This is a genomic window from Pseudomonas putida (assembly GCF_002906855.1).
Lineage (GTDB): Bacteria > Pseudomonadota > Gammaproteobacteria > Pseudomonadales > Pseudomonadaceae > Aquipseudomonas > Aquipseudomonas putida_N.
Genome location: NZ_MINI01000048.1, coordinates 1186519 through 1212418, shown reverse-complemented (window position 1 = coordinate 1212418; position 25900 = coordinate 1186519). Strand labels below are relative to the sequence as shown.

At 62.2% G+C, this 25900-nt stretch carries 21 protein-coding genes; 19 read left to right on the top strand and 2 right to left on the bottom strand.

Annotated elements, in window-relative coordinates:
* Window positions 1-13: 13 nt before the first annotated feature.
* On the bottom strand, window positions 14-1390 hold the full coding sequence (locus tag BGP85_RS28275; RefSeq protein WP_103446175.1) for a CYTH domain-containing protein: 1377 nt from the start codon (window positions 1388-1390) through the stop codon (window positions 14-16).
* Between the two features lie 114 nt (window positions 1391-1504).
* Here BGP85_RS28275 and argE point away from each other — a divergent pair, with 114 nt between their 5' ends.
* Together argE and argA are read left to right on the top strand one after the other, a co-directional pair.
* Window positions 1505-2647 carry an acetylornithine deacetylase gene (gene argE, locus BGP85_RS28270; protein WP_103446174.1) on the top strand — a complete coding sequence of 381 codons (1143 nt, stop codon included), beginning with the start codon at window positions 1505-1507 and terminating at the stop codon, window positions 2645-2647.
* A 125-nt stretch (window positions 2648-2772) separates the two neighbouring features.
* Window positions 2773-4071: an amino-acid N-acetyltransferase gene (gene argA, locus BGP85_RS28265; protein ID WP_103446173.1), complete on the top strand. Its 1299-nt coding sequence runs from the start codon at window positions 2773-2775 to the stop codon at window positions 4069-4071.
* Window positions 4072-4134: 63 nt separating this feature from the next.
* Here argA and BGP85_RS28260 read toward each other — a convergent pair whose 3' ends face one another.
* Entirely contained in the window at window positions 4135-5511 is a 1377-nt protein-coding gene (locus tag BGP85_RS28260; protein ID WP_027920891.1) for a glutamine synthetase family protein, read from the bottom strand.
* 574 nt (window positions 5512-6085) lie between these two features.
* Between BGP85_RS28260 and BGP85_RS28250 the strand changes: the two genes are divergently transcribed.
* From BGP85_RS28250 to BGP85_RS28170, 17 genes are all read left to right on the top strand, one after another.
* The gene (locus BGP85_RS28250) at window positions 6086-7444 is read left to right on the top strand and encodes a glutamine synthetase family protein (RefSeq protein ID WP_103446171.1); all 1359 of its coding nucleotides are present in this window, start codon (window positions 6086-6088) and stop codon (window positions 7442-7444) included.
* A gap of 46 nt (window positions 7445-7490) precedes the next feature.
* Window positions 7491-8852, top strand: a complete 1362-nt coding sequence (locus BGP85_RS28245; protein WP_103446170.1) for an aspartate aminotransferase family protein — start codon at window positions 7491-7493, stop codon at window positions 8850-8852.
* A 169-nt stretch (window positions 8853-9021) separates the two neighbouring features.
* Complete coding sequence (locus BGP85_RS28240) at window positions 9022-10119, top strand: polyamine ABC transporter substrate-binding protein (protein WP_103446169.1); 1098 nt, start codon at window positions 9022-9024, stop codon at window positions 10117-10119.
* Window positions 10120-10293: 174 nt separating this feature from the next.
* Window positions 10294-11388 (top strand): polyamine ABC transporter substrate-binding protein, encoded by a 1095-nt coding sequence (locus tag BGP85_RS28235; RefSeq protein ID WP_103446168.1) that lies wholly within the window; start codon window positions 10294-10296, stop codon window positions 11386-11388.
* A gap of 70 nt (window positions 11389-11458) precedes the next feature.
* On the top strand, window positions 11459-12601 hold the full coding sequence (potA, locus tag BGP85_RS28230) for a polyamine ABC transporter ATP-binding protein (protein ID WP_103446167.1): 1143 nt from the start codon (window positions 11459-11461) through the stop codon (window positions 12599-12601).
* A 35-nt stretch (window positions 12602-12636) separates the two neighbouring features.
* A complete protein-coding gene (locus BGP85_RS28225) occupies window positions 12637-13518 on the top strand; it encodes an ABC transporter permease subunit (RefSeq protein ID WP_178083369.1) in 882 nt (293 codons plus the stop codon).
* Complete coding sequence (locus BGP85_RS28220) at window positions 13515-14408, top strand: ABC transporter permease subunit (RefSeq protein ID WP_103446165.1); 894 nt, start codon at window positions 13515-13517, stop codon at window positions 14406-14408. The genes BGP85_RS28225 and BGP85_RS28220 overlap by 4 nt, the downstream gene beginning before the upstream one ends.
* Window positions 14409-14636: 228 nt before the next feature.
* The gene (locus tag BGP85_RS28215; protein ID WP_103446164.1) at window positions 14637-15725 is read left to right on the top strand and encodes an efflux RND transporter periplasmic adaptor subunit; all 1089 of its coding nucleotides are present in this window, start codon (window positions 14637-14639) and stop codon (window positions 15723-15725) included.
* Window positions 15722-16786, top strand: a complete 1065-nt coding sequence (locus BGP85_RS28210) for an efflux RND transporter periplasmic adaptor subunit (RefSeq protein WP_103446163.1) — start codon at window positions 15722-15724, stop codon at window positions 16784-16786. The genes BGP85_RS28215 and BGP85_RS28210 overlap by 4 nt, the downstream gene beginning before the upstream one ends.
* A complete protein-coding gene (locus BGP85_RS28205; RefSeq protein WP_103446162.1) occupies window positions 16783-19848 on the top strand; it encodes an efflux RND transporter permease subunit in 3066 nt (1021 codons plus the stop codon). The genes BGP85_RS28210 and BGP85_RS28205 overlap by 4 nt, the downstream gene beginning before the upstream one ends.
* A 184-nt stretch (window positions 19849-20032) precedes the next feature.
* Complete coding sequence (gene oscA, locus BGP85_RS28200; RefSeq protein ID WP_099814438.1) at window positions 20033-20215, top strand: sulfur starvation response protein OscA; 183 nt, start codon at window positions 20033-20035, stop codon at window positions 20213-20215.
* Between the two features lie 50 nt (window positions 20216-20265).
* Window positions 20266-21273 carry a sulfate ABC transporter substrate-binding protein gene (locus tag BGP85_RS28195; protein WP_103446161.1) on the top strand — a complete coding sequence of 336 codons (1008 nt, stop codon included), beginning with the start codon at window positions 20266-20268 and terminating at the stop codon, window positions 21271-21273.
* 99 nt (window positions 21274-21372) lie between these two features.
* Window positions 21373-22191, top strand: a complete 819-nt coding sequence (gene cysT / locus BGP85_RS28190) for a sulfate ABC transporter permease subunit CysT (RefSeq protein ID WP_103446160.1) — start codon at window positions 21373-21375, stop codon at window positions 22189-22191.
* Window positions 22192-22201: 10 nt separating this feature from the next.
* A complete protein-coding gene (gene cysW / locus BGP85_RS28185) occupies window positions 22202-23074 on the top strand; it encodes a sulfate ABC transporter permease subunit CysW (RefSeq protein ID WP_085676373.1) in 873 nt (290 codons plus the stop codon).
* Window positions 23075-23077: 3 nt separating this feature from the next.
* A complete protein-coding gene (locus BGP85_RS28180; protein WP_054885475.1) occupies window positions 23078-24067 on the top strand; it encodes a sulfate/molybdate ABC transporter ATP-binding protein in 990 nt (329 codons plus the stop codon).
* Between the two features lie 296 nt (window positions 24068-24363).
* A complete protein-coding gene (locus BGP85_RS28175; RefSeq protein WP_103446159.1) occupies window positions 24364-25149 on the top strand; it encodes an energy transducer TonB in 786 nt (261 codons plus the stop codon).
* A gap of 30 nt (window positions 25150-25179) precedes the next feature.
* Window positions 25180-25899, top strand: coding sequence for a MotA/TolQ/ExbB proton channel family protein (locus BGP85_RS28170; RefSeq protein ID WP_103446158.1), 720 nt, complete (start codon window positions 25180-25182; stop codon window positions 25897-25899).
* The last annotated feature ends 1 nt before the right edge of the window (window position 25900 follow it).

The following is a 25900-nucleotide window of genomic DNA, read 5'->3' as shown; positions in this document are numbered from 1 at the left end:
AGGCGACGCGGTATCAGGCCTTGAGCAGGTGCTTCCAGCCCCGGCTCTGATCAACTACCCGAGCCTGCTCGATCCGCGCTTCCAGCAGTTCATCAGGTTCTTCACCCAGTGGCAGTTCCGCCAGTTCATGCAGCTTCTTCAGGTCGCCGTACAGGCGGTCCATCTGCGGCGCTTCGAGCACTTGGCGGGCATGGTGCAGCCAGGCCAGCAGCTGTTCGATACGCGGCAGCTGTTCGGCCAGGTCTTCCGGGCGCTGGGTGTACAGCGGCAGCTTCAGCGAGCGGCCTTCTTCGCCCAGCAGGTGCGCCAGCCAGCTGGCCAGCTGCGCCTTGCCCTGGCGCTCGCCGCGGCCCTTGCGCTCCACGGTCCAGGCACGGGCCAGCAGCCAGCGCGAGGTTTCCAGGGAGAACTGGCCCCAGCGTACGTCTTCAAGCTCTTCGATGAACTGCTCGGGCGCGGCACGGCGGATGTCTTCGTCGTCGTTGCCGGCCTGCACCAGCGGGCGCCAGTCTTCCAGCAGCGCATCGAGGCTGGCGCGCAACTCGCGGGTGGTCGCGCGTGGTGCGGCCTGGCCCAGGCTGGCAACCAGTGCACGCAGTTCGGCCAGGCACTGTACCCAGTCCTGCAGCAGGCGCCAGTGGCCATTGTGGCGGTACTGCTCGGCCAGGCGCTGGCTGCTGCCCAGCAGCTGCCAGGCGAGCGCGGTGAACGCGTCGTCCACGGCCATTTCGGCGTCCAGTTCGGTGGAAGGCAGGCCCAGCTCGTAGCTGTCCGGCTCCAGCAGGCGGTAGCCGCGCTCGGCCTTGCTGATGTCGCACGGCATCAGTGGCAGGCTCGCGGCCAGCTCGGCGGCCAGCTCCAGCAGCGCTTCAGGGGCGCCTTCGCGCAGTTCCAGCTCCAGCTCGCTGATCTCTTCCTTGCGCTTGCCAGCGATCACGAAGCCTTGGTCCAGCGCGGCCTCGATCACGACCTTGCTCTTGCCGCGGCCCCAGCTGATTTCGGCGTATTCGCGGGTGAAATCGGTGGTGAACAGCGGCTTGATGGTTTTTTTGTCCAGCTCGGCCAGTTGCTCAGGCCAGCAGGTGGCGTCGAGCTTTTTCAGGTCGAGCTTGACCTTGTCCAGGTGCCATTCGTACTCGTTGCGCACGGACAGACCGGCGACGCTCTGGCCGCGGCACTTCAGGGTCTGGATGACTTCCTCGCCGTCACGCCGCAGGCGCAGGGCGACACGGGCGGCGGAGAGTTCGCGCTCGGGGGTGTCGAAGTACTGGTTGAGCAGCTCGCGAGTCTGCCAGCCGGACTTGTTGCGCTTTTTCAGCAGGGGGTGCTCGCGCAGGGCGGCCAGGGTCTCGCGGCTGGCGCGGAGCTTAAGTTCGGTTTCTTTGTGCATCACAGGCTCGAAAGAGGGCGTCGTTGCAGGGCAGTCTACAGGAGTCGGCCGGCAACGGTTTATTCCAGACGGCGGATAGTCCTATGATGGGCAACGCTTCCGAGGAGTATGCGCATGCCGTTGCCGACGTTGAAAGACCAGTTTGCCGCTTTGATCGCCGCGCCCTCGGTCAGCTGCACCCAACCCGCACTGGACCAGTCCAACCGTCAGGTTATCGACCTGCTGGCTGGCTGGCTGGGCGATCTGGGCTTCAGCTGTGACATCCAGCAGGTCAGCCCCGGCAAGTTCAACCTGCTGGCCAGTCGCGGTAGCGGCCCTGGCGGCCTGGTGCTTGCGGGTCATAGCGACACCGTGCCTTACGACGAACAGCTGTGGTCCAGCGACCCGCTCAAGCTCACCGAGGCAGACGGTCGCTGGGTCGGCCTGGGCAGTTGCGACATGAAAGGCTTTTTCGCCTTGGTCATCGAAGCGGTGATCCCGCTGCTGGAGCACGATTTCAAGCAACCGCTGCTGATCCTCGCCACCTGCGATGAAGAAAGCTCCATGTCCGGCGCCCGCGCCCTGGCCGCTGCCGGCCAGCCGCTCGGCCGCGCGGCGGTGATCGGCGAGCCCACGGGCTTGCGGCCGATCCGCATGCACAAGGGCATCCTCATGGACCGCATCGATATCCTCGGGCGCAGCGGCCATTCGTCCGACCCGAGCCTGGGCCGCAGCGCGATGGAGGCCATGCACGAGGTGATGGGCGAGCTGATGGGCCTGCGCCGGCAGTGGCAGGCAACCTTCAGCAACCCGCAGTTCACCGTGCCTACGCCCACCATGAACTTCGGCTGCATCCATGGCGGTGACAACCCCAACCGCATCTGCGGCCAGTGCGCCCTGGAGTTCGACCTGCGCCCGTTGCCAGGCATGGATGTCGAACAGCTGCGGGCCGCCATTCGCGGCAAGCTGCAGCCGGTGGCCGAGCGCCATGAGGTACGTATCGACTACGCACCGCTGTTCCCTGAGGTGCCACCCTTCGAGGAGGCCGCCAATGCCGAGCTGGTGCAAGTGGCGGAGCGCCTTACCGGTCATCGGGCCGAAGCGGTGGCGTTCGGTACCGAAGCGCCTTATCTTCAGCAGCTGGGTTGCCAGACCATCGTGCTTGGCCCCGGCGACATCGCCTGCGCCCACCAGCCCGGCGAATACCTTGAAATGTCACGAATCGAGCCTACCGTGCGTCTATTGCGTGACCTGATCCGGCACTACTGCCTGAATTAAACGTTCACCCTGTTGATTCGTTCTTGCCTAGAGGAGAGCGCGCGTGACCGCAAGCCTGTTCCGACGATGATCCTGAACGCCGTGTGATTCACCGTTCTCCGTCCACTTTATCCACAGGCCCTGTCATGCCCGAATACGTCAACTGGCTACGTCATGCCTCCCCATACATCAATGCCCATCGCGACTGCACCTTTGTGGTGATGCTCCCCGGCGATGGGGTTGAACACCCGAATTTCGGCAATATCGTCCACGACCTGGTGCTGCTGCACAGCCTGGGTGTGCGCCTGGTGCTGGTGCATGGTTCGCGCCCGCAGATCGAGAGCCGCCTGGCTGACCGCGGCCTGACCCCGCACTACCACCGGGGCATGCGCATTACCGATGCCGCCACCCTGGACTGCGTGATCGACGCCGTCGGCGCCTTGCGCCTGGCCATCGAGGCGCGCCTGTCGATGGACATCGCCGCCTCGCCGATGCAGGGCTCACGCCTGCGCGTGGCCTCCGGCAACCTGGTCACCGCACGGCCGATTGGCGTGCTTGAAGGGGTGGACTACCACCACACCGGCGAAGTGCGTCGGGTCGACCGCAAGGGCATCAGCCGCCTGCTCGACGAGCGCTCCATCGTGCTGCTGTCGCCGCTGGGCTACTCGCCCACTGGCGAGATCTTCAATTTGGCCTGCGAAGACGTCGCCACGCGCGCGGCCATCGAGCTGGGCGCCGACAAGCTGCTGCTGTTCGGTGCCGAGCCGGGCCTGCTGGACGAGAACGGCAAGCTGGTGCGGGAACTGCGCCCGCAGCAGATCGCCCCGCACCTGGCGCGCCTGGGCAGTGATTACCAGGGCGAGCTGCTGGATGCCGCTGCCGAGGCCTGCAAAGGTGGTGTGGCGCGTAGCCATATCGTCAGTTATGCCGAGGACGGTGCGCTGCTGACCGAGCTGTTCACCCGCGAAGGTGGCGGTACGCTGGTGTCGCAGGAGCAGTTCGAAGTGGTGCGCGAGGCGACCATCGATGATGTCGGTGGCTTGCTGGAGCTGATCAGCCCGCTGGAGGAGCAGGGCATTCTGGTGCGTCGTTCGCGTGAGGTGCTTGAACGTGAGATCGAGCAGTTCAGCGTGGTCGAGCGCGAGGGCATGATCATCGCCTGTGCGGCGCTGTACCCGATTGCCGATTCCCAAGCGGGAGAACTGGCGTGCCTGGCGGTGAACCCGGAGTACCGCCATGGCGGGCGCGGGGACGAGCTGCTCGAACGCATCGAGGGGCGGGCGAAGCAGATGGGGTTGGCTACTTTGTTCGTGCTTACCACGCGCACGGCGCACTGGTTCCGTGAACGCGGGTTTGCGCCTAGCGGCGTAGAGCGGCTGCCGGCGGCGCGGGCTTCGCTGTACAACTACCAGCGCAATTCGAAGATTTTCGAGAAATCGTTGTAAGCCTGTACCGGCCTCTTCGCGGGCTGGAATGAAAAACGCCGCCCCTAGGGGCGGCGTTTTTGCTTACACGGTATGCAGATACCAGTTGTACTCGAGGTCGGAGATCGAGTGCTCGAACTCCTCCAGCTCGCTCTCCTTGCACGCGACGAAGATGTCGATGTACTTCGGATCGATGTACTTGTTCAGGATCTCGCTGTCGTCCAGCTCGCGCAGGGCATCGCGCAGGTTGTTCGGCAGGCTCTGTTCCAGCTGCTCGTACGAGTTGCCTTCAATTGGCGTGCCTGGCTCGATCTTGTTGGTCAGGCCGTGGTGCACGCCTGCCAGCACGGCAGCCATCATCAGGTATGGGTTGGCGTCGGCGCCGGCTACGCGGTGCTCGATGCGCACGGCATCTGCAGAACCGGTTGGCACCCGCAGGGCCACGGTACGGTTGTCCAGGCCCCAGCTCGGCGCATTCGGCACGTAGAACTGCGCGCCAAAGCGGCGGTACGAGTTGACGTTCGGGCAGAGGAACGCCATGGACGCAGGCAGGGTCTCGAGCACACCGCCGACAGCGTGACGTAGCGCGGCGTTCTGCTCGGGATCCTCGCTGGTGAAGATGTTGTTGCCATCTTTGTCCAGCACGGAGATGTGTACATGCAGGCCGTTGCCTGCCTGGCCCGGGTAGGGCTTGGCCATGAAGGTGGTGTCCATTTCATGGTCGTAGGCGATGTTCTTGATCAACCGCTTGAGCAGTACCGCGTAGTCGCAGGCCTTGAGCGGGTCGGCAACGTGGTGCAGGTTGACTTCGAACTGCGCCGGGGCGCTTTCCTTGACGATGGCGTCAGCCGGGATGCCTTGCTCTTTCGCGCCTTCCAGGATGTCCTGCAGGCAATCGGCATATTCGTCGAGGTCGTCGATCAGGTACACCTGGGTCGACTGTGGGCGCTTGCCCGAGATTGGCGAGCGTGGTGGCTGCGGACGGCCGTTCACGTTCTCCTGGTCGATCAGGTAAAACTCCAGCTCGAACGCGGCGCAGATGGTCAGGCCCATATCGGTGAATTTGCTCACCACCTGACGCAGTACTTCGCGCGGGTCGGCGAAGAACGGCTCGCCTTCCAGTTCGTGCATGGTCATCAGCAGCTGCGCGGTCGGGCGCTTTTGCCATGGCTCATTACACAGCGTGTCGGGGATTGGATAGCAGATGCGGTCAGCATCGCCGATGTCCAGGCCCAGCCCGGTGCTTTCAACGGTGGAACCGTTGATGTCCAGGGCGAAGAGGGAGGCAGGCAGGTTGATGCCTTTCTCGTAAACCTTGTGGAGGCTGGTGCGCTCAATGCGCTTACCACGCACCACACCATTCATATCTGCAATCAGAAGGTCAACGTAGAGAACCTCAGGATGTTCCTTAAGGAACGCGTTCGCTTCGTTAAGCTGAACGGCACGCGGGGGTACCGACATGATGCAACACCTTTGTTGTTAAAAATATCAATCAAGGGGGGCTTGCAGGACCAGTCAATCGAAAAGACAAACTGATGTCAAGCCAACCCCATGATGCCTCGAAATGGCACATCGACGGCAGATTTGCTGCATATCGGGGCGTGCCATTATCCGCTATTTCCCTCACAAAGGGCTATCTCCAAGACGCCGTGTTTTATTTTTTACGGAGGTGTTGTGTAAAAAAATTAACAAGGCTAAGCTCGGACTCAACCCAAAACACAATAATACGAGGGTCACATGGTCCGCTTGTCGCGACCTGAGCGCGCTGCCTGTGCAGTGCTGTCGGGTATCCCTGCCGTTCCCGCACGCATCAGTCGAGTTGTAGCCTGCATGGCCGCAATAATTGACGTTTTGCGCATATGGACCACACCTCGTAACGCTTTTTCGTTGCTCTTCTCGTATATCTGCCCTTTGATCTCACTACGGACACGCTTGACTTCAGTGTATCCACAGTGCGCCTGCGCGTGGGTTTTTGCTTTAGCAATCTACTCCCTCCAGAATCAGAGCGCGGACCACCTTACCTCCTGAGGTATTTATGAGTAACAACCTCGACCAGCTCACCGATTGGTTGAAAGAGCACAAGATCACCGAAGTCGAATGCCTGATCAGCGACCTGACTGGCATCACTCGCGGCAAGATATCGCCGACCAACAAATTCATCGCCGAAAAAGGCATGCGCCTGCCCGAGAGCGTGCTGCTGCAGACCGTGACCGGCGACTATGTCGACGATGACATCTATTACGACCTGCTCGACCCGGCCGACATCGACATGATCTGCCGTCCCGACCAGGACGCTGTATTCCTGGTGCCGTGGGCCATCGAGCCGACCGCCCAGGTGATCCACGACACCTACGACAAGAAGGGCAACCCGGTCGAACTGTCGCCGCGCAACGTACTGAAGAAAGTCCTCAAGCTCTACGCCGACAAGGGCTGGCAGCCGATCGTCGCGCCGGAGATGGAGTTCTACCTGACCAAGCGCAGCGAAGACCCTGACTTCCCGCTGCAGCCGCCGGTCGGTCGCTCTGGCCGCCCGGAAACCGGCCGCCAGTCGTTCTCGATCGAAGCCGCCAACGAATTCGATCCCCTGTTCGAAGACGTCTATGACTGGTGCGAACTGCAGCGCCTGGACCTCGACACGCTGATCCACGAAGACGGCACGGCGCAGATGGAGATCAACTTCCGTCATGGCGACGCCCTGCACCTGGCCGACCAGATCCTGGTGTTCAAGCGCACCATGCGCGAGGCCGCGCTCAAGCACAACGTGGCCGCCACCTTCATGGCCAAGCCGATGACCGGCGAGCCGGGCAGCGCCATGCACCTGCACCAGAGCGTGGTCGACGTGGCCACCGGCAAGAATATCTTCAGCAATGAAGATGGCAGCATGAGCGAGCTGTTCCTGCACCACATCGGTGGCCTGCAGAAGTTCATCCCCGAAGCGCTGCCGCTGTTCGCCCCCAACGTCAACTCGTTCCGCCGCTTCCTGCCCGACACCTCGGCGCCGGTGAACGTCGAGTGGGGCGAGGAGAACCGCACCGTCGGCCTGCGCGTACCGGATGCCGGCCCGCAGAACCGTCGTGTCGAAAACCGCCTTCCGGGTGCCGATGCCAACCCTTACCTGGCCATCGCCGCCAGCCTGCTGTGCGGCTATATCGGCATGGTCGAGGGCATCGACGCCAGTGCGCCAGTCCAGGGCCGAGGCTATGAGCGCCGTAACCTGCGCCTGCCATTGACTATCGAAGACGCCCTCGAACGCATGGAAAACAGCGGTGCCCTGGTGCAGTACCTGGGCAAGAAGTTCATCACCGGCTATGTCGCCACCAAGCGCGCTGAGCACGAGAACTTCAAGCGCGTCATCAGCTCCTGGGAGCGTGAATTCCTGTTATTCGCTGTCTGATCAACCCTGAGGCCGCTGGTGCGGCCGCCGGAAAATGGAGAGGCACATGAGCGTCAACAACCCGCAAACCCGTGAATGGCAGACCCTGAGCGGCGAGCACCACCTTGCCCCCTTCTCTGACTACAAGCAGTTGAAGGAGAAGGGGCCGCGCATCATCACCAAGGCGCAGGGTGTGCATTTGTGGGACAGCGAGGGGCACAAGATCCTCGACGGCATGGCCGGCCTGTGGTGCGTGGCGGTCGGCTATGGCCGTGAAGAACTGGTGCAGGCGGCAGAAAAGCAGATGCGTGAGCTGCCGTACTACAACCTGTTCTTCCAGACCGCTCACCCGCCAGCCTTGGAGCTGGCCAAGGCGATCACCGAGGTGGCGCCGGAAGGCATGACCCATGTGTTCTTCACCGGCTCCGGCTCCGAAGGCAACGACACCGTGCTGCGCATGGTTCGCCACTACTGGGCGCTTAAGGGTAAGCCGCACAAGCAGACCATCATCGGCCGCATCAACGGCTACCACGGCTCCACCTTCGCCGGTGCTTGCCTGGGTGGCATGAGTGGCATGCATGAGCAGGGCGGCTTGCCGATCCCGGGCATCGTGCATATTCCACAACCGTACTGGTTCGGCGAAGGCGGTGACATGGACCCGGACGCGTTCGGGGTATGGGCTGCCGAGCAGCTGGAGAAGAAGATTCTGGAAGTCGGCGAAGACAATGTCGCTGCCTTCATCGCCGAGCCGATCCAGGGCGCCGGCGGGGTGATCATTCCGCCAGAAACCTACTGGCCGAAGGTCAAGGAGATCCTGGCCAAGTACGACATCCTGTTCGTCGCCGACGAAGTGATCTGCGGTTTCGGTCGCACCGGCGAGTGGTTCGGCTCCGACTACTACGACCTCAAGCCCGACCTGATGACCATCGCCAAGGGCCTCACTTCCGGTTACATCCCCATGGGCGGTGTGATCGTGCGTGACAAGGTGGCCAAGGTAATCAGCGAAGGTGGTGACTTCAACCACGGCTTCACCTATTCCGGCCACCCGGTGGCGGCTGCGGTGGGCCTGGAAAACCTGCGCATCCTGCGTGACGAGAAGATCGTCGAGAAGGCGCGCACGGAAGTGGCACCTTACTTGCAAAAACGTCTGCGTGAGCTGCAGGACCACCCGCTGGTGGGCGAGGTGCGCGGCCTGGGCATGCTCGGTGCCATCGAGCTGGTCAAGGACAAGGCGACCCGCAGCCGTTACGAGGGCAAAGGTGTGGGCATGGTGTGCCGCAACTTCTGCTTCGAGAACGGCCTGATCATGCGCGCGGTGGGCGACACCATGATCATCGCCCCGCCGCTGGTGATCAGCCATGCCGAAGTGGATGAACTGGTGGAAAAGGCGCGCAAATGCCTCGATTTGACCCTTGAGGCGATTCGATAAGCGTTTGCTAGGCTAGCGATGTGACATTAAGTCGTTACAAGGCCCTGCTTTCCTTGAAACAGAGCCTTGTAACTTGCCAGACTAGCGGTTGTTTCAGTCGCCGCGCGCTCTGCACCGTGGGTTCTGGCTGCTGGACAGTTGCTAACATAAAAATTCTGGAGCATTACGCATGAATAAAATGGGCAAAACGTTGCTGGCCGCCGCCCTGATGGGTGCCATGGCCTCCGCTGTTCAGGCTGAAGACAAAGTGTTGAACGTTTACAACTGGTCGGACTACATCGCTCCGGACACCATCGCCAAGTTCGAAAAGCAGACCGGTATCAAGGTCAAGTACGACGTCTTCGACAGCAACGAAACCCTGGAAGCCAAGCTGCTGGCCGGCAAGTCGGGCTACGACATCGTCGTGCCGTCGAACAACTTCCTGGCCAAGCAGATCAAGGCCGGCGTCTACGAGGAACTGGACCGTTCCAAGCTGACCAACTGGAACAACCTCGACAAGGACCTGCTCAAGGCCGTTGGCGACGCCAGCGACAAGGACAACAAGCACGCATTCCCGTACATGTGGGGCTCGATAGGCATCGGCTATAACCCGGAGAAGGTCAAGGCCGCGCTGGGCGTGGACAAGATCGACTCGTGGGACGTGGTGTTCAAGCCTGAGAACATCGCCAAGCTCAAGAGCTGCGGCGTGAGCTTCCTGGATGCCCCGACCGAAATGCTGCCGGCCGCGCTGCACTACCTGGGCAAGCCAAGCAACAGCACCAGCAAGGAAGACCTGAAGGCCGCCGAGGAGCTGTTCCTCAAGGTCCGCCCTTCGATCACCTACTTCCACTCGTCAAAGTACATCGGCGACCTGGCCAACGGCAACATCTGCGTGGCCGTCGGTTACTCGGGTGACGTCGAGCAGGCCAAGGCCCGTGCCCACGAAGCTGGCGACAAGGTGAAAGTGGATTACATCATTCCGAAAGAAGGTGCCGGTACCTTCTACGACATGGTCGCCATCCCGAAAGATGCCGAGCATAAAGATGCCGCCTACCAGTTCATGAACTTCCTGCTGCAGCCGGAAGTCATGGCCGAGATCACCAATGCCGTACGCTTCCCTAACGGCAACGAGGCCGCTACCCCGTTGGTCGACAAGGCCATCACCAGCGACCCGAGCATCTATCCGCCAGCTGACGTGAAGAAACAGCTGTATGCCATCGCCGCACCGGATGCCAAGGTTCAGCGTGACATCACCCGTAGCTGGACCAAGATCAAATCGGGCAAATAACCCCGATGCATGACCTCTGGGCCGGGGTTTTCCGGCCCAGAACCAGTGAATGGCAATTGTTGATTGCGGCATCGAAGCTGCGCAGGTAAGTTGCGCGCCGGTTTTGTGCGCGGGGCAACGCTTGTACCCAATAAGTACGCCGTCACCCAGGCACTGATAGTGAGGACCACCCACTTGTCTATTTCTGTTTTACGCAAGGCCTTGATGGCTGGAGCGGGCCTGACGCTGGCATGCAGCGTCCAAGCGGCGCCTACGGTGCACTTCTACAACTGGTCGGACTATATCGGCCCGAATACCCTCGCGGACTTCGAGAAAGAAACGGGCATCAAGCCCGTGCAGGACGTTTTCGATTCCAACGAAACCCTGGAAGGCAAACTGCTGGCCGGCAATACCGGCTATGACGTGGTGGTGCCGTCCAACCATTTCCTCGGCAAGCAGATCAAGGCGGGCGCGTTCCAGAAGCTCGACAAGAGCCTGCTGCCCAACTATTCCAATCTCGACCCGGCGCTGATGAAACGCCTGGAAAAGAACGACCCGGGCAACCAGTACGCCGTGCCTTACCTGTGGGGCACCAACGGCATCGGTTACAACGTCGACAAGGTCAAGGCCGCGCTGGGCGTGGACAAGATCGACTCCTGGGCCGTGCTGTTCGAACCCGAGAACATGAAGAAGCTCTCCAAGTGCGGAGTGGCCTTCCTCGACTCGGCGGACGAAATGCTCCCGGCGGTGCTCAACTACATGGGGCTCAACCCCAACAGCACCGACCCCAAGGATTACGCCAAGGCCGAGCAGAAGCTGCTGGCCGTGCGCCCGTACGTGACTTACTTCCACTCGTCCAAGTACATCACCGACCTGGCCAACGGCGACATCTGCGTCGCGGCAGGTTTCTCGGGTGATGTGTTCCAGGCCAAGGCCCGCGCTGAAGAAGCGAAGAAGGGCGTGAACCTGGCCTACGCCATTCCCAAGGAAGGCGGCAACCTCTGGTTCGACGTGCTGGCGATCCCCAAGGACGCCAAGAACCTCAAGGAGGCCCACGCCTTCATCAACTATTTGCTGAAACCTGAGGTTATCGCCCAGGTCAGTGATTACGTCGGTTACGCCAACCCGAACCCCAAGGCTGGCGACCTGATGGACCAGGCCGTGAGGACTGACGCTGCGGTTTACCCACCGCAGGAAGTGCTGGACAAGATGTTCGTGAACTCAGAGTTGCCGCCCAAGGTGCAGCGTCTGATGACCCGTAGCTGGACCAAGGTCAAGTCGGGCAAGTAATTATCCAGACCCGCTGCGGTACCTGAACACAGGCCGCGCGGGCACAAAAATCTTGTTGGGAGTTTCACTCATGGCAGTTGCCTCCGGTGCCTATAAAAAAGCCCTCGAGGGTGGCCAGCAACCCAAGCAGGTGCTGGTCAAGATCGACCGGGTTACAAAAAAGTTCGACGAAACGGTCGCCGTGGACGATGTGTCCCTGGAAATCCGCAAAGGCGAGATCTTCGCCCTGCTGGGTGGCTCCGGTTCCGGCAAATCGACCTTGCTGCGTATGCTGGCCGGCTTCGAGCGTCCGACTGAAGGGCGGATCTTCCTCGACGGCGTCGACATCACCGACATGCCGCCGTACGAGCGGCCGATCAACATGATGTTCCAGTCCTACGCGCTGTTCCCGCACATGACCGTGGCGCAGAACATCGCCTTCGGCCTGCAGCAGGACAAGATGCCAAAGGCCGAGATCGACGCCCGCGTGGCCGAGATGCTCAAGCTGGTACACATGACCCAATACGCCAAGCGCAAGCCGCACCAGCTCTCCGGTGGCCAGCGCCAGCGGGTGGCCCTGGCCCGTTCCCTGGCCAAGCGCCCCAAGCTGCTGCTGCTCGACGAGCCGATGGGCGCGCTGGACAAGAAACTGCGTTCGCAGATGCAGCTGGAACTGGTGGAAATCATCGAGCGCGTAGGTGTGACCTGCGTGATGGTGACCCACGATCAGGAAGAGGCCATGACCATGGCCCAGCGCATCGCCATCATGCACCTGGGCTGGATCGCCCAGATCGGCTCGCCGGTGGATATCTACGAGACCCCGACCAGCCGCCTGGTGTGCGAATTCATCGGTAACGTCAACCTGTTCGACGGTGAAGTGGTCGACGACGCCGAAGGCCACGCGATCATTGCCAGCCCGGAGCTGGAGCGCAAGATCTACGTTGGCCACGGCATCACCACATCGGTGGAAGACAAGCACATCACTTACGCCCTGCGCCCGGAAAAGATGCTGGTCACCTCCCAGCAGCCTACCTGCGAGCACAACTGGTCGCGCGGCAAGGTCCACGACATCGCCTACCTGGGCGGCCACTCGGTGTTCTACGTCGAACTGCCGAGCGGCAAGATCGTCCAGTCGTTCGTCGCCAACGCCGAACGCCAAGGCACCCGCCCGACCTGGGGCGATGAAGTGTACGTGTGGTGGGAAGACGACAGCGGCGTGGTACTACGGTCATGAAAGCTCGCAAGCTCAAGCGAGCCTTCCAGCGCCTTATCCCGGAGGGGCGGCACCTGGTGATCGGCGTGCCGTTCATCTGGCTGTTCCTGTTCTTCATGCTGCCGTTCTTCATCGTGTTGAAGATCAGCTTCGCCGAAGCCGACGTGGCGATCCCGCCGTATACCGAGATCTACACCTACGTTGAAGACAAGATCCAGTTGGTGCTCAACCTGGCCAACTATGGCCTGTTGACCGAGGATGAGCTGTACATCTCGGCCTACCTGGGCTCGCTGAAGATGGCCTTCTTCAGCACCCTGCTGTGCCTGCTGATCGGCTACCCGATGGCTTACGCCATCGCCAACGCCAAGAAGGAGACCCAGACGGTCCTGCTGCTGCTGATCATGATGCCGACCTGGACCGCGATCCTGATCCGCGTCTATGCCTGGATGGGCATCCTCAGCAACAACGGGCTGCTCAACGGCTTCCTGCTGTGGACCGGGTTGATCGACCAACCGCTGCAGATCCTCAATACCAACCTGGCGGTTTACATCGGTGTGGTCTATTCGTACCTGCCGTTCATGATCCTGCCGCTGTTCGCCAACCTGGTGAAACACGATCAGAGCCTGCTCGAAGCTGCTTCGGACCTGGGGTCGAGCACCTTCAACAGCTTCTGGAAGATCACTGTTCCGCTGTCGAAGAACGGCATCATCGCCGGCTGCATGCTGGTGTTCATCCCGGTGGTGGGCGAGTTTGTGATTCCTGAACTGCTCGGCGGCCCGGAAACCCTGATGATCGGTAAAGTGCTGTGGCAGGAATTCTTCAACAACCGTGACTGGCCGGTGGCATCCGCCCTGGCGGTGGTGATGCTGGCGATCCTGATCGTGCCGATCCTGCTGTTCAACCGTAGCCAGGCCAAAGAGATGGAGGGCCGCGCATGAAACGCTTCAGTTTCTCCAAGCTGATGCTGGTGCTCGGCTTGCTGTTCATCTACCTGCCGATGCTGATCCTGGTCATCTACTCTTTCAACGCCTCCAAGCTGGTGACTGTGTGGGGTGGTTGGTCGGTGAAGTGGTACGTTGGCCTGCTCGACAACACGCAGCTGATGGGTTCGGTGATGCGCTCGCTGGAAATCGCCTGCTACACGGCGGTGGCTGCAGTGGCGCTGGGTACCCTGGCGGCCTTCGTGCTGACCCGGGTCACCCGCTTCAAGGGCCGCACGCTGTTCGGCGGCCTGGTCACCGCACCGCTGGTCATGCCCGAGGTCATCACTGGTCTGTCGCTGTTGCTGCTGTTCGTGGCCATGGCGCAGATGATTGGCTGGCCGCAGGAGCGTGGCATCGTCACCATCTGGATCGCCCACACCACTTTCTGCGCAGCGTATGTGGCGGTGGTAGTGTCGGCTCGCCTGCGTGAGCTGGACCTGTCGATCGAGGAAGCGGCGATGGACCTGGGTGCCAAGCCGTGGAAGGTGTTCTTCCTGATCACCATCCCGATGATCGCACCATCGCTGGCGGCGGGTGGCATGATGTCGTTCGCCCTGTCGCTGGATGACCTGGTGCTGGCCAGTTTCGTATCCGGCCCTGGCTCGACCACCTTGCCGATGGAAGTCTTCTCGGCGGTGCGTCTGGGCGTGAAGCCGGAGATCAACGCCGTGGCCAGCCTGATCCTGCTGTCGGTGTCGTTGGTGACTTTCTTCGTCTGGTTCTTCAGCCGCCGGGCCGAAGAAAACCGCCGCAGGGCGGTTCAGCAGGCGATCGAAGAGGGTGCGGCGGCCAACGCCTCGCAGCCACAGGTCAAGCGCCCGACCCAAGTGACCGCTTCGGCTTGATCTTGAGGGCACCCTGCAGGGCTTTGGCTCTGTGGGGTGTCTGGTGCCTGCCTCAACATCTTCAGCGCCTGTGAAAGCGCGCGGCGCTCGGTCTCACAGGCGCCGAAAATGCCATGGTATGCACTAACACCCTCCCATACCTGACGCTAGTCAGTGCCGTTTATCCAACCCTGAACTACGCTGACACTCGCATTCCACGATTCATTTGCGCGCAAGCAAGGAGCCTGCATGACGTTGATGCGTCCACTGTTGGTCGTTTGCCTGGGGCTGTTGTCTCTGTTGTCAGGCTGTAGCAAGGAAGAAACCACCGAAACACCACCAAGGGTTGGAGTACAACAGGTTTCTCCCACCGATTTCGCTGCCAGGGTCACCCTGACCGGCGACGTGCAGGCACGGGTGCAGACCGACCTGTCGTTCCGTGTGGGCGGCAAGATCATTTCCCGTAGCGTCGATGTCGGCGACCACGTGAAGGCTAACCAGGTGTTGGCGCGGCTCGATCCAAAAGACCTGCAGAACAATGTCGACTCGGCCAAGGCCGAGGTGTTCGCTGCCCAGGCACGGGTCACCCAGACCAGCGCCGCCTTCGTGCGCCAGCAAAAGCTGCTGCCCAAGGGCTATACCAGCCAGAGCGAGTACGATTCCGCCGAGGCCGCGCTGCGCAGCGACCAGAGTGCGCTCAAGGCTGCTCAGGCGGAACTGGCCGATGCCAAGGAGCAACTGGGCTACACCGCGCTGGTGTCCGAAGCCGATGGCGTGATCACCGAGCGCCAGGCCGAGGTCGGCCAGGTAGTGCAGGCGACCATGCCGATCTTCAGCCTGGCCCGCGACGGCGACCGCGATGCGGTGTTCAACGTCTACGAGTCACTGTTGGTGGCGCCGCCGAGCGACGTCGGTGTCATCGTGAGCTTGCTGGACGACCCCAAGGTCCAGGCTCACGGCTTTGTCCGCGAGATCACCCCTACCGTGTCGGCACAAAGCGGCACCGTGCAGGTCAAGGTGGGGCTCAAGGACGTGCCACCGGGCATGCAGTTGGGCGCGCCGGTCACTGCCAGTACCAATGCGGTGGGGCGGCCAAGCATCGAGCTGCCATGGTCGGCGCTGACCAAGGCGCTGCATGAGCCGGCAGTCTGGGTGGTGGGCGAGGGCGACAAGGTCGAATTGCGCAAGGTTGAAGTCAGCCGCTACCTGACCGGCAAGATCGTGGTCGCCAGCGGCCTGAAGGCCGGTGAGACCGTGGTGGTGGCCGGTAGCCAGCTGCTGCACCCCGGCATGCAGGTACAGAAGGTCGATGCCAAGGCTAAGGGGGGGGTGCTATGAAGCGCCTGCTGATACTGTCGGCCGGCCTGCTGCTGGCTGCCTGCGGTAGCGAGGAAGAAGCGCCCGAGCCGATCCGGCCGGTGCTGTCGGTCAAGGTGGAACCCCAGGTGCAGTCGCAGCTTGGCCGCTTCGCTGGCGTTATCCAGGCGCGCTTCGAAAGTACCTTGGGCTTCCGGGTTGGCGGGCGCATTGCCCGGCGTTGGCTGGATGTGGGCGCCCGGGTGAAGCCGGGCGACACCCTGGCCACGCTCGATCCCACCGACCAGCAGAACCAGCTGCGCGCCGCCGAAGGCGACCTGGCCAAGGTGCAGGCGCAGTGGATCAATGCCCAGGCCGATGCCCGCCGCCAGCAACAGCTGTACGACCGTGGCGTGGGCGCCCAGGCCCAGCTGGATATTGCCCAGACCAACCTGAAAACCACCAGCGCAGCGCTGGAACAGGCGCGCTCTGCGCTTAGCCAGGCCCGTGACCAGCTCGACTACAGCACCTTGCGCACCGACCACGCCGCAGTGATCACGGCTTGGCAGGCTGAAGCCGGGCAAACCGTTACCGCAGGCCAGTCTGTGGTCACCCTGGCCCGGCCGGACGTCAAAGAGGCTGTGATCGACTTGCCCATCGGCCTGGCCGAGCAGCTGAACAAAGACCTGACCTTCACCGTCGCCTCGCAACTCGACCCGACCATCAACACCACGGCCTCCCTGCGCGAACTGGAGCCCCAGGCCGATGCCGCCACCCGTACCCGCCGCGCCCGACTGACACTGGCGAGCACACCGGCCGCTTTCCACCTGGGCACTGCGATCAGTGTGATCCTGAGTTCGCAAGTGTCCCCGCGCAGCGAGCTGCCGTTGAGTGCTTTGTTGGAGCGTGACGGCAAGACCCAGGTCTGGGTGATCGACACCCAGCAGAAGACCGTGGGCACCCGTGACGTCACCCTGATCGATCGTACTGCCGACAGCATCGTCCTGGCTTCGGGCGTGCAGCCTGGCGAGCGTGTGGTGACGGCGGGCGTGAACAGCCTCAAGCCTGGCCAGAAGGTCACCTTCGACGAGGATGCGCAATGAAAGGAAGCTTCAACCTGTCCGAATGGGCACTCAAGCATCAATCGTTCGTCTGGTACCTGATGTTCGTCGGCCTGCTGATGGGCATTTTTTCGTACTTCAACCTCGGCCGTGAGGAAGACCCGTCGTTCACCATCAAGACCATGGTGATCCAGACCCGCTGGCCGGGCGCGACCCAGGACGAAACCCTCTACCAGGTCACCGACCGTATCGAGAAGAAGCTCGAAGAGCTGGACTCCCTCGACTACACCAAGAGCTACACCCGCCCGGGCGAATCCACGGTGTACGTGTACTTGCGCGACACTACCAAGGCCAAGGACATCCCGGAAATCTGGTACCAGGTGCGCAAGAAGATCCAGGACATCCGCGGCCAGTTCCCGCAGGGTATCCAGGGCCCCGGGTTCAACGACGAATTCGGCGACGTGTTCGGTACGATCTACGCCTTCACCGCCGACGGCCTGACCCTGCGTCAGCTGCGAGACTACGTGGAGCAGGCGCGGGCAGAAGTGCGCGATGTGCCCAATATCGGCAAGATCGAATTCATCGGTACTCAGGACGAAGTGCTGTACCTGAACTTCTCGACCCGCAAGCTGGCAGCCCTGGGCATCGATCAGCGCCAGGTCATGCAGGCCCTGCAGCAGCAGAACGCGGTGACCCCGGCCGGGGTGATCGAAGCAGGCCCCGAGCGCATTTCGGTACGCACCACCGGGCAGTTTGCCTCGGAAAAGGATCTGCAGACCGTCAACCTTAAGATCAACGACCGCTTCTTCCGCCTGGCCGACATTGCCGACATCCAGCGCGGCTATGTCGACCCGCCGTCGCCGATGTTCCGCTACAACGGCCAGACCGCCATCGGCCTGGCCATCGGCATGAAGGCCGGTGGCAACATGCAGGTATTTGGCGCGGCGCTGAAAAAGCGCATGGACCGGGTGATCCAGGACCTGCCGGTCGGCGTTGGCGTCCACACCGTGTCGGACCAGGCCGTGGTGGTCAAGCAGGCGGTCGGCGGCTTCACCAGCGCGCTGTTCGAAGCGGTGGTGATCGTGCTGGCGGTGAGCTTCGTCAGCCTGGGCATGCGCGCCGGCCTGGTGGTGGCCTGCTCGATTCCACTGGTGCTGGCGATGGTGTTCGTGTTCATGGAATACAGCGGCATCACCATGCAACGGATTTCGCTGGGGGCGCTGATCATCGCCCTCGGCCTGCTGGTGGATGACGCGATGATCACGGTCGAGGTGATGGTCACGCGCCTGGAAATGGGCGAGAGCAAGGAGCAGGCGGCCACGTTCGCCTATACCTCGACGGCGTTCCCCATGCTGACCGGTACCTTGGTGACAGTGGCCGGCTTCGTGCCTATTGGCCTCAATGCAAGTTCCGCGGGTGAGTACACCTATACCTTGTTCGCGGTCATTGCCGTGGCCTTGCTGGTGTCGTGGATCGTGGCAGTGTTCTTCGCCCCGGTGCTGGGTGTGCACATTCTCAGCAGCAGCAAGCTCAAGGCCCACGAAGCTGAGCCTGGGAGGGTCGGCAGGGCGTTCGAAGGGGGGCTGGTGTGGTGCATGCGCCATCGCTGGCTGACGATTATCGGCACCATCCTGCTGTTTGCCTTGTCGCTGTTCAGCATGCGCTTTGTGCAGAACCAGTTTTTCCCCTCTTCGGACCGCCCGGAGATCCTGGTCGATCTGAACCTGCCGCAAAACGCTTCGATCGAGGAGACGCGCAAGGTGGTCGACCGCTTCGAAGCTCGCATAAAGGACGACCCCGACCTGGTGCACTGGAGCACCTACATCGGCCAAGGCGCTATCCGCTTCTACCTGCCTCTGGACCAGCAGCTGCAGAACCCGTATTACGCCCAGCTGGTGATCGTCAGCAAGGGCTTCGAAGAGCGTCAAGGCATGATGGAGCGCTTGCAGAAGATCCTGCATGAAGAGTTCGTTGGCATCGGTACCAACGTGCAATCGCTGGAAATGGGGCCGCCGGTGGGCCGGCCGATCCAGTACCGGGTAAGCGGGGCCAGTATCGATGAGGTGCGCAAGCATGCCATCGACCTGGCCACCATGCTCAACCAGAACGAGCATATTGGCGAAATGATCTATGACTGGAACGAACCGGGTAAGGTGCTGCGCGTGGAAATCGCTCAGGACAAGGCTCGCCAGCTGGGGCTGTCGTCGGAAGACGTGGCCAATGTAATGAACAGCATCGTCAGTGGCGTGAATATCACCCAGGTCAACGACAATATCTACCTGGTCAACGTGGTCGCCCGCGCCGAGGACAGCGAGCGCGGTTCGCCCGATACCCTGCAGAACCTGCAGATACTCACCCCCAACGGCACCTCGATTCCGCTGCTGTCGTTCGCCACCGTGCGTTACGAGCTGGAGCAGCCGCTGGTGTGGCGTCGTGACCGCAAGCCGACCATCACCATCAAGGCCTCGGTCAACGGCGATATCCAGCCCACCGACCTGGTGGCCCAGCTGAAACCGAACATCGACGAGTTCGCCAGCAAGCTGCCGGTCGGTTACGAAGTGGCCACTGGCGGTACGGTGGAGGAAAGCGGCAAGGCCCAAGGGCCGATCGCCAAGGTCATCCCGTTGATGTTGTTCCTCATGGCGACCTTCCTGATGATCCAGCTGCACAGCGTGCAGAAACTGTTCCTGGTGATCAGCGTGGCACCGCTGGGGCTGATTGGTGTGGTGCTGGCGCTGGTGCCAACGGGTACGCCGATGGGCTTTGTGGCGATCCTCGGTATCCTGGCGCTGGCAGGCATCATCATTCGTAACTCAGTCATCCTGGTGACGCAGATCGACGAGTTTGAAGCGCAGGGTTACTCCCCTTGGGACGCGGTCATGGAAGCGACCAACCACCGGCGCCGTCCCATCTTGCTGACGGCGGCGGCGGCGAGCCTGGGCATGATCCCGATTGCCCGCGAGGTGTTCTGGGGGCCGATGGCCTACGCAATGATTGGCGGCATCATCAGCGCAACGCTGCTGACGCTGTTGTTCCTGCCGGCGCTGTACGTGGCTTGGTACAAGATCCGCGAGCCTGAGCACACGACCAAGCCCCAACACTGATCCCCTGTAGGAGCGGGGCAAGCCCGCTCCTACAAAGGCGTCGTGCCCGGATTTAAAAATGGTTATATAAACATTCTTAAACAGTATTTTTAAGAATAACTCCGCCTCACTACTATTGCCTTCAAGCCAGGCAATAACCCCCTTCAAATCCATGCCCGGCACCCTCACTCCAAGGAGAACGAGCATGAGTGCATCGCTGCGTAGCATCGACGGTCAGGACGAAGCCACCATTCTGCGTGAGATCCAGAGCGCTTTGCGCGATCTGCGTTTCGGTGCGGTGGAAATCACCGTGCACAACGCCCAGGTCGTGCAGATCGAACGCAAGGAGAAGTTCCGCCTGCAACAGCCCGCCAACAAGGCCGGCTGATTCGCGCTACAACATCCAAAACTAGAAAAATGCCAATCGGGAGCTTCACCATGTCCATCCGCCGTTATGCGCTCGCCGCCCTGGCCAGTGCTGTTTTTGCCGGTTCCGCCATCGCCAAGGACTACGAACTGCTGAACGTGTCCTACGACCCGACCCGTGAGCTGTACCAGCAGTACAACGCCGAGTTCATCAAGCACTGGCAGCAGGCCCATCCGGGCGACAAGGTGAAGATCCAGCAATCCCACGGTGGCTCGGGCAAGCAGGGCCGGGCGGTGATCGACGGCCTGCGCGCCGACGTAGTGACCCTGGCCCTGGCCGGTGACATCGATGAAATCGCCAAGCTCGGCAAGACCCTGCCGGACGACTGGCAGACCCGCCTGCCGAACGCCAGTACCCCGTATACCTCGACCATCGTGTTCCTGGTGCGCAAGGGCAACCCGAAAGGCATCAAGGACTGGGGCGACCTGATCAAGAAGGATGTCTCGGTTATCACTCCTAACCCGAAAACCTCCGGTGGTGCCCGCTGGAACTTCCTCGCCGCCTGGGCCTACGGCCTGAAGACCGGCGGCAGTGAAGACAAGGCCAAGGCCTACGTGCAGGAGCTGTTCAAGCACGTCCCCGTGCTGGATACCGGCGCTCGCGGCTCGACCATCACCTTCGTCAACAACGGCCAGGGCGACGTGTTGCTGGCCTGGGAAAACGAAGCCTTCCTGGCGCTGAAGGAAGACGGTGGTGCCGACAAGTTCGACATCGTCGTGCCGTCGCTGTCGATCCTCGCCGAGCCGCCCGTGGCAGTGGTCGACAAGAATGCCGAGAAGAAGGGCACTACCGAGATCGCCACCGAATACCTCAAGCACCTGTACAGCCCGGCCGGGCAGAAGATCGCCGCCGAGAACTTCTACCGTCCGCGTGATGAAAAGGTGGCTGCCGAGTTCGCCAAGCAATTCCCTAAACTGGACCTGGTGACCATCGACAAGGACTTCGGTGGCTGGAAGACTGCACAACCGAAGTTCTTCAATGATGGCGGTGTGTTCGACCAGATCTATCAGGCACAGTAAGGGCCAAGGAAAAGCGGGGCTGCAAAGCAGCCCCAGGATTCAGACGCTTGCACCGCCCCGGCATCAACCGGGGCTTCGTGCGTTCAACCAGGGATATTTATGTCACGTCGCATTTCCCCCGTCATACCCGGCTTCGGGCTGACGCTGGGCTACACCTTGGTGTACCTCAGCCTGATCGTGCTGATACCGCTGGCGGCCATGTTCATCCATGCCTCGCAGCTCACCTTCGAGCAGTTCTGGAACGTCATCAGCGCGCCGCGGGTGATCGCCGCGCTCAAGCTGAGTTTCGGCACCGCCCTGTTCGCCGCCATCATCAATGGTGTGATCGGTACCCTGCTGGCCTGGGTGCTGGTGCGCTACACCTTCCCCGGTCGCAAGGTCATCGATGCAATGATCGACCTGCCGTTCGCCTTGCCCACCGCCGTTGCCGGTATCGCCCTGACCGCCCTGTACGCGCCTGCGGGCTGGGTTGGCCAGTTCGCCACCGACCTCGGTTTCAAGATCGCCTACACGCCGCTGGGTATCACCCTGGCGCTGACCTTCGTCACCCTGCCGTTCGTGGTGCGCACTGTGCAACCGGTGCTGGCGGATATCCCGCGTGAAGTCGAAGAGGCTGCGGCATGCCTGGGCGCGAAACCGTTGCAGGTGTTCCGCCATATCCTCGCGCCAGCGCTGCTGCCTGCCTGGCTCACCGGTTTCGCCCTGGCCTTTGCCCGTGGCGTTGGCGAGTACGGTTCGGTGATCTTCATCGCCGGCAACATGCCGATGAAGACCGAGATCCTGCCGTTGCTGATCATGGTCAAGCTCGACCAGTACGACTATACGGGCGCTACTGCCATCGGCGTGTTGATGCTGGTGGTTTCCTTCATCCTGCTGCTGCTGATCAACCTGTTGCAGCGCCGCATCGAAACCCCTTGAAGGAGGCCGCATGTCCAGTTCAACCCTGAGTGCAAGCGCCGCCGCCAACGCCGCCCGGCGTGGCAGCGCCACCTCGCGGCGCGTCCTGATCGGCCTTGGCTGGCTGGTGTTCGCGCTGTTCCTGCTGCTGCCGCTGGTGATCGTGGTGTCGCAGGCGCTGAAGAACGGCTTCGGCACCTTCTTCGAGGCGATCTTCGAGCCGGATGCCTTGTCGGCGCTCAAGCTCACCTTGCTCGCCGTGGTCATCTCGGTGCCGCTGAACCTGGTGTTCGGTGTCAGCGCCGCCTGGTGCGTGAGCAAGTACAGCTTCCGCGGCAAGAGCATCCTGGTGACCCTGATCGACCTGCCGTTCTCGGTGTCGCCGGTGATCGCCGGCCTGGTCTACGTGCTGATGTTCGGCGCCCAAGGCCTGTTTGGCCCCTGGCTGCAGGACCATGACATCCAGATCGTGTTCGCCCTGCCGGGCATCGTCCTGGCGACCATCTTCGTCACCGTACCGTTCGTGGCCCGTGAGCTGATCCCGCTGATGCAGGAGCAGGGCACGCAGGAGGAAGAAGCCGCGCGCCTGCTCGGCGCCAATGGCTGGCAGATGTTCTGGCACGTGACCCTGCCGAACATCAAGTGGGGCCTGATCTACGGCGTGGTGCTGTGCACTGCGCGGGCCATGGGTGAGTTTGGCGCGGTGTCGGTGGTATCGGGCCATATCCGTGGCGTGACCAACACCTTGCCGCTGCATGTGGAGATCCTCTACAACGAGTACAACCACGTCGCAGCCTTCAGCGTGGCCAGCTTGTTGCTGATCCTGGCGCTCTTCATCCTGCTGCTCAAGCAGTGGAGCGAGAACCGTATTAACCGCCTGCGCCACAGCGCCGCGGAGGAATGATTCATGTCGATCGAAGTTCGTAACGTCAGCAAGCGCTTCAACAGCTTCCAGGCCCTGAACGCCATCAACCTGGACATCAACAGCGGCGAGCTGGTGGCCTTGCTTGGCCCGTCCGGCTGCGGCAAGACCACCCTGCTGCGCATCATCGCCGGCCTGGAAACCCCGGACCAGGGCAACATCGTGTTCCATGGCGAGGACGTGTCCGGCCATGACGTGCGTGATCGCAACGTCGGTTTCGTGTTCCAGCACTACGCGCTGTTCCGCCACATGAGCGTGTTCGACAACGTCGCCTTTGGCCTGCGCATGAAGCCCAAGGGCGAGCGCCCTAGCGAAAGCAAGATTGCCGAGAAGGTTCACGAACTGCTGAACATGGTGCAACTGGACTGGCTGTCCGACCGCTACCCGGAGCAGCTGTCCGGTGGCCAGCGCCAGCGTATCGCCCTGGCCCGTGCCCTGGCGGTGGAGCCCAAGGTACTGCTGCTGGACGAGCCGTTCGGTGCGCTCGATGCCAAGGTGCGCAAGGAGCTGCGCCGCTGGCTGGCGCGGCTGCACGAGGACATCAACCTGACTTCTGTTTTCGTTACCCATGACCAGGAAGAAGCGATGGAGGTGGCCGACCGCATCGTGGTGATGAACAAGGGTGTGATCGAGCAGATCGGCTCACCGGGTGAGGTGTACGAGAAGCCGGCCAACGATTTCGTCTACCACTTCCTTGGTGATTCCAACCGCCTGGCTTTGAGCGAGGGGCACCATGTGCTGTTCCGCCCGCACGAGGTATCGTTGTCGCGGCATGAGACCGAGGGCCACCATGCGGCCGAGGTGCGTGATATCCGGCCTTTGGGCGCCACTACGCGGGTGACCCTGAAGGTGGAAGGGCAGAGCGAGCTGATCGAAGCCGAGGTGGTCAAGGATCACGACAGCCTGACCGGGCTGGCGCGAGGGGAGACGCTGTTCTTCCGGCCGAAGGTGTGGCAGAAGGTGGCGGATATCTGAGTCGCTTTGAGCGAAAAAAGCCCGGGGCCTGGTCCTGGGCTTTTTTTTGCCCGCAAGATCGATGGCGCAGCCCTCGCGGCAATGTGATGCCTTGCGAGAATATTTCATATGCCCACAAAGCATCAGCCAGACACCCTATCGCCACATCCCGCGAACCCCGTGGTCTAGAGGCATTCTCTAGAAATTTATATTCCTAAAGGATCTAACTTTAATTTTAAACATTACTTTAAGAGATAAGCCCCTGCCCCTGATGATTCAGCCACACACCTGAATCAAGAACCCCAGGAGTTTGATCAATGGGTAATGTCCAGTCGGCCGTCAGGGCCTACGACCTGCCATCGCGCCCGAGCCCGGGTGATCTGGTCGAGCTGGGACGGACGCTTCGCCTGCCGCTGGGCCAGCTGCGCCTGCAGCGCACCCCGGTCAGCGGCCTCAAGCGCCGTGACAAGCTGGCGTTGGGGCTGCTGGTGCTGGCCCTGCACGGCGCTGCCGCCTACTGGGTCAGCCAGGCGCCGACGCCCGCGCTGCCCGTGGTGCCGCCACAGATTCCACCCATGACCATCGAGTTCGCCGCCCCAGCGCCGCCCCTTGTGGAGCCGCCGCCACCTGCGCCCGCGCAACCGGTGGCCGAGCCGCCGCCGGTGATCGACGAACTGGCCGCCAAGCCCAAGCCCAAGCCTAAGCCAGTGGCCAAACCGATCGCCAAGCAAGCGCCCAAGCCCCAGCCCAAACCGGTCGACGCGCCACCGCCTGCTCCGGTCGCGGCCCCGGCGCCGCCTGCGCCACCCGCGCCGGTACCGGTCACGCCGCCCTCGGCCAACGCCGCGTACCTGAAGAACCCGGCGCCGGAATACCCGCAAATGGCCCTGCGCCGTGGCTGGGAAGGCACCGTGCTGCTGCGCGTTGAGGTGCTGCCCAGCGGCAAGCCGGGGCAGATCCAGATCCAGCAGAGCAGCGGCCGCGATGCCCTCGACGCCGCCGCGCTGGCTGCGGTCAAGCGCTGGAGCTTCGTCCCCGCCAAGCAGGGTGACGTGGCCCAGGCCGGCTGGGTCAGCGTGCCGATCGATTTCAAGCTTCGCTAACTTTTTCGCAGAACACAGGAAGACATCATCATGAGCCTGCTGGCATCCCCCCTCGAATCCGTTGAAAGTGCAGTCATCTGGCTGCTGGTCGGTTTTTCCGTCGTCACCTGGGGCCTGGCCCTGGTCAAGGCCGCGCAGTTCATACGGCTGAAGAACCAGGACAAGCGCTTCCACCAGCAATTCTGGGCCGCATCGAGCCTCGATTCGGCGGCAGAAATCAGCCACGAGCTGCCTGGCCCGGCCGCCCGCGTCGCTCAGTCCGGCTATGCCGCGATTGCGGTCGGTGAAGCGCACGCCAGTGACCTGAGCCACGCCATCAACCATCAGGACCGCCTAGAACGCGCCCTGCGCCAGCAGATCGTGCGTGAACGCCGCTCGCTGGAAACCGGCCTGGCTGTGGTCGCCAGTATCGGCAGCACCTCGCCCTTCATCGGCCTGTTCGGCACCGTGTGGGGCATCATGGAAGCGCTCAAGGGCATCAGCGCGGCCGGCTCCGCCAGCCTGGAAACCGTGGCCGGGCCGATCGGCGCGGCGCTGGTCGCCACCGGTGTGGGTATCGCCGTCGCGGTACCGGCGGTGCTGGTCTACAACTACTTTCTGCGCCGCCTCAAGCTGACTGCGGCCGACCTCGATGACTTCGCCCACGACTTCTACAGCCTGGCGCAGAAGAGTGCCTTCCGCGTGCTGGTGCACCCGGCCGTGCACAAGGCCCAGGGCGGTTTCACCCAGCCGGTGAAGGAGGCGTCCTGAC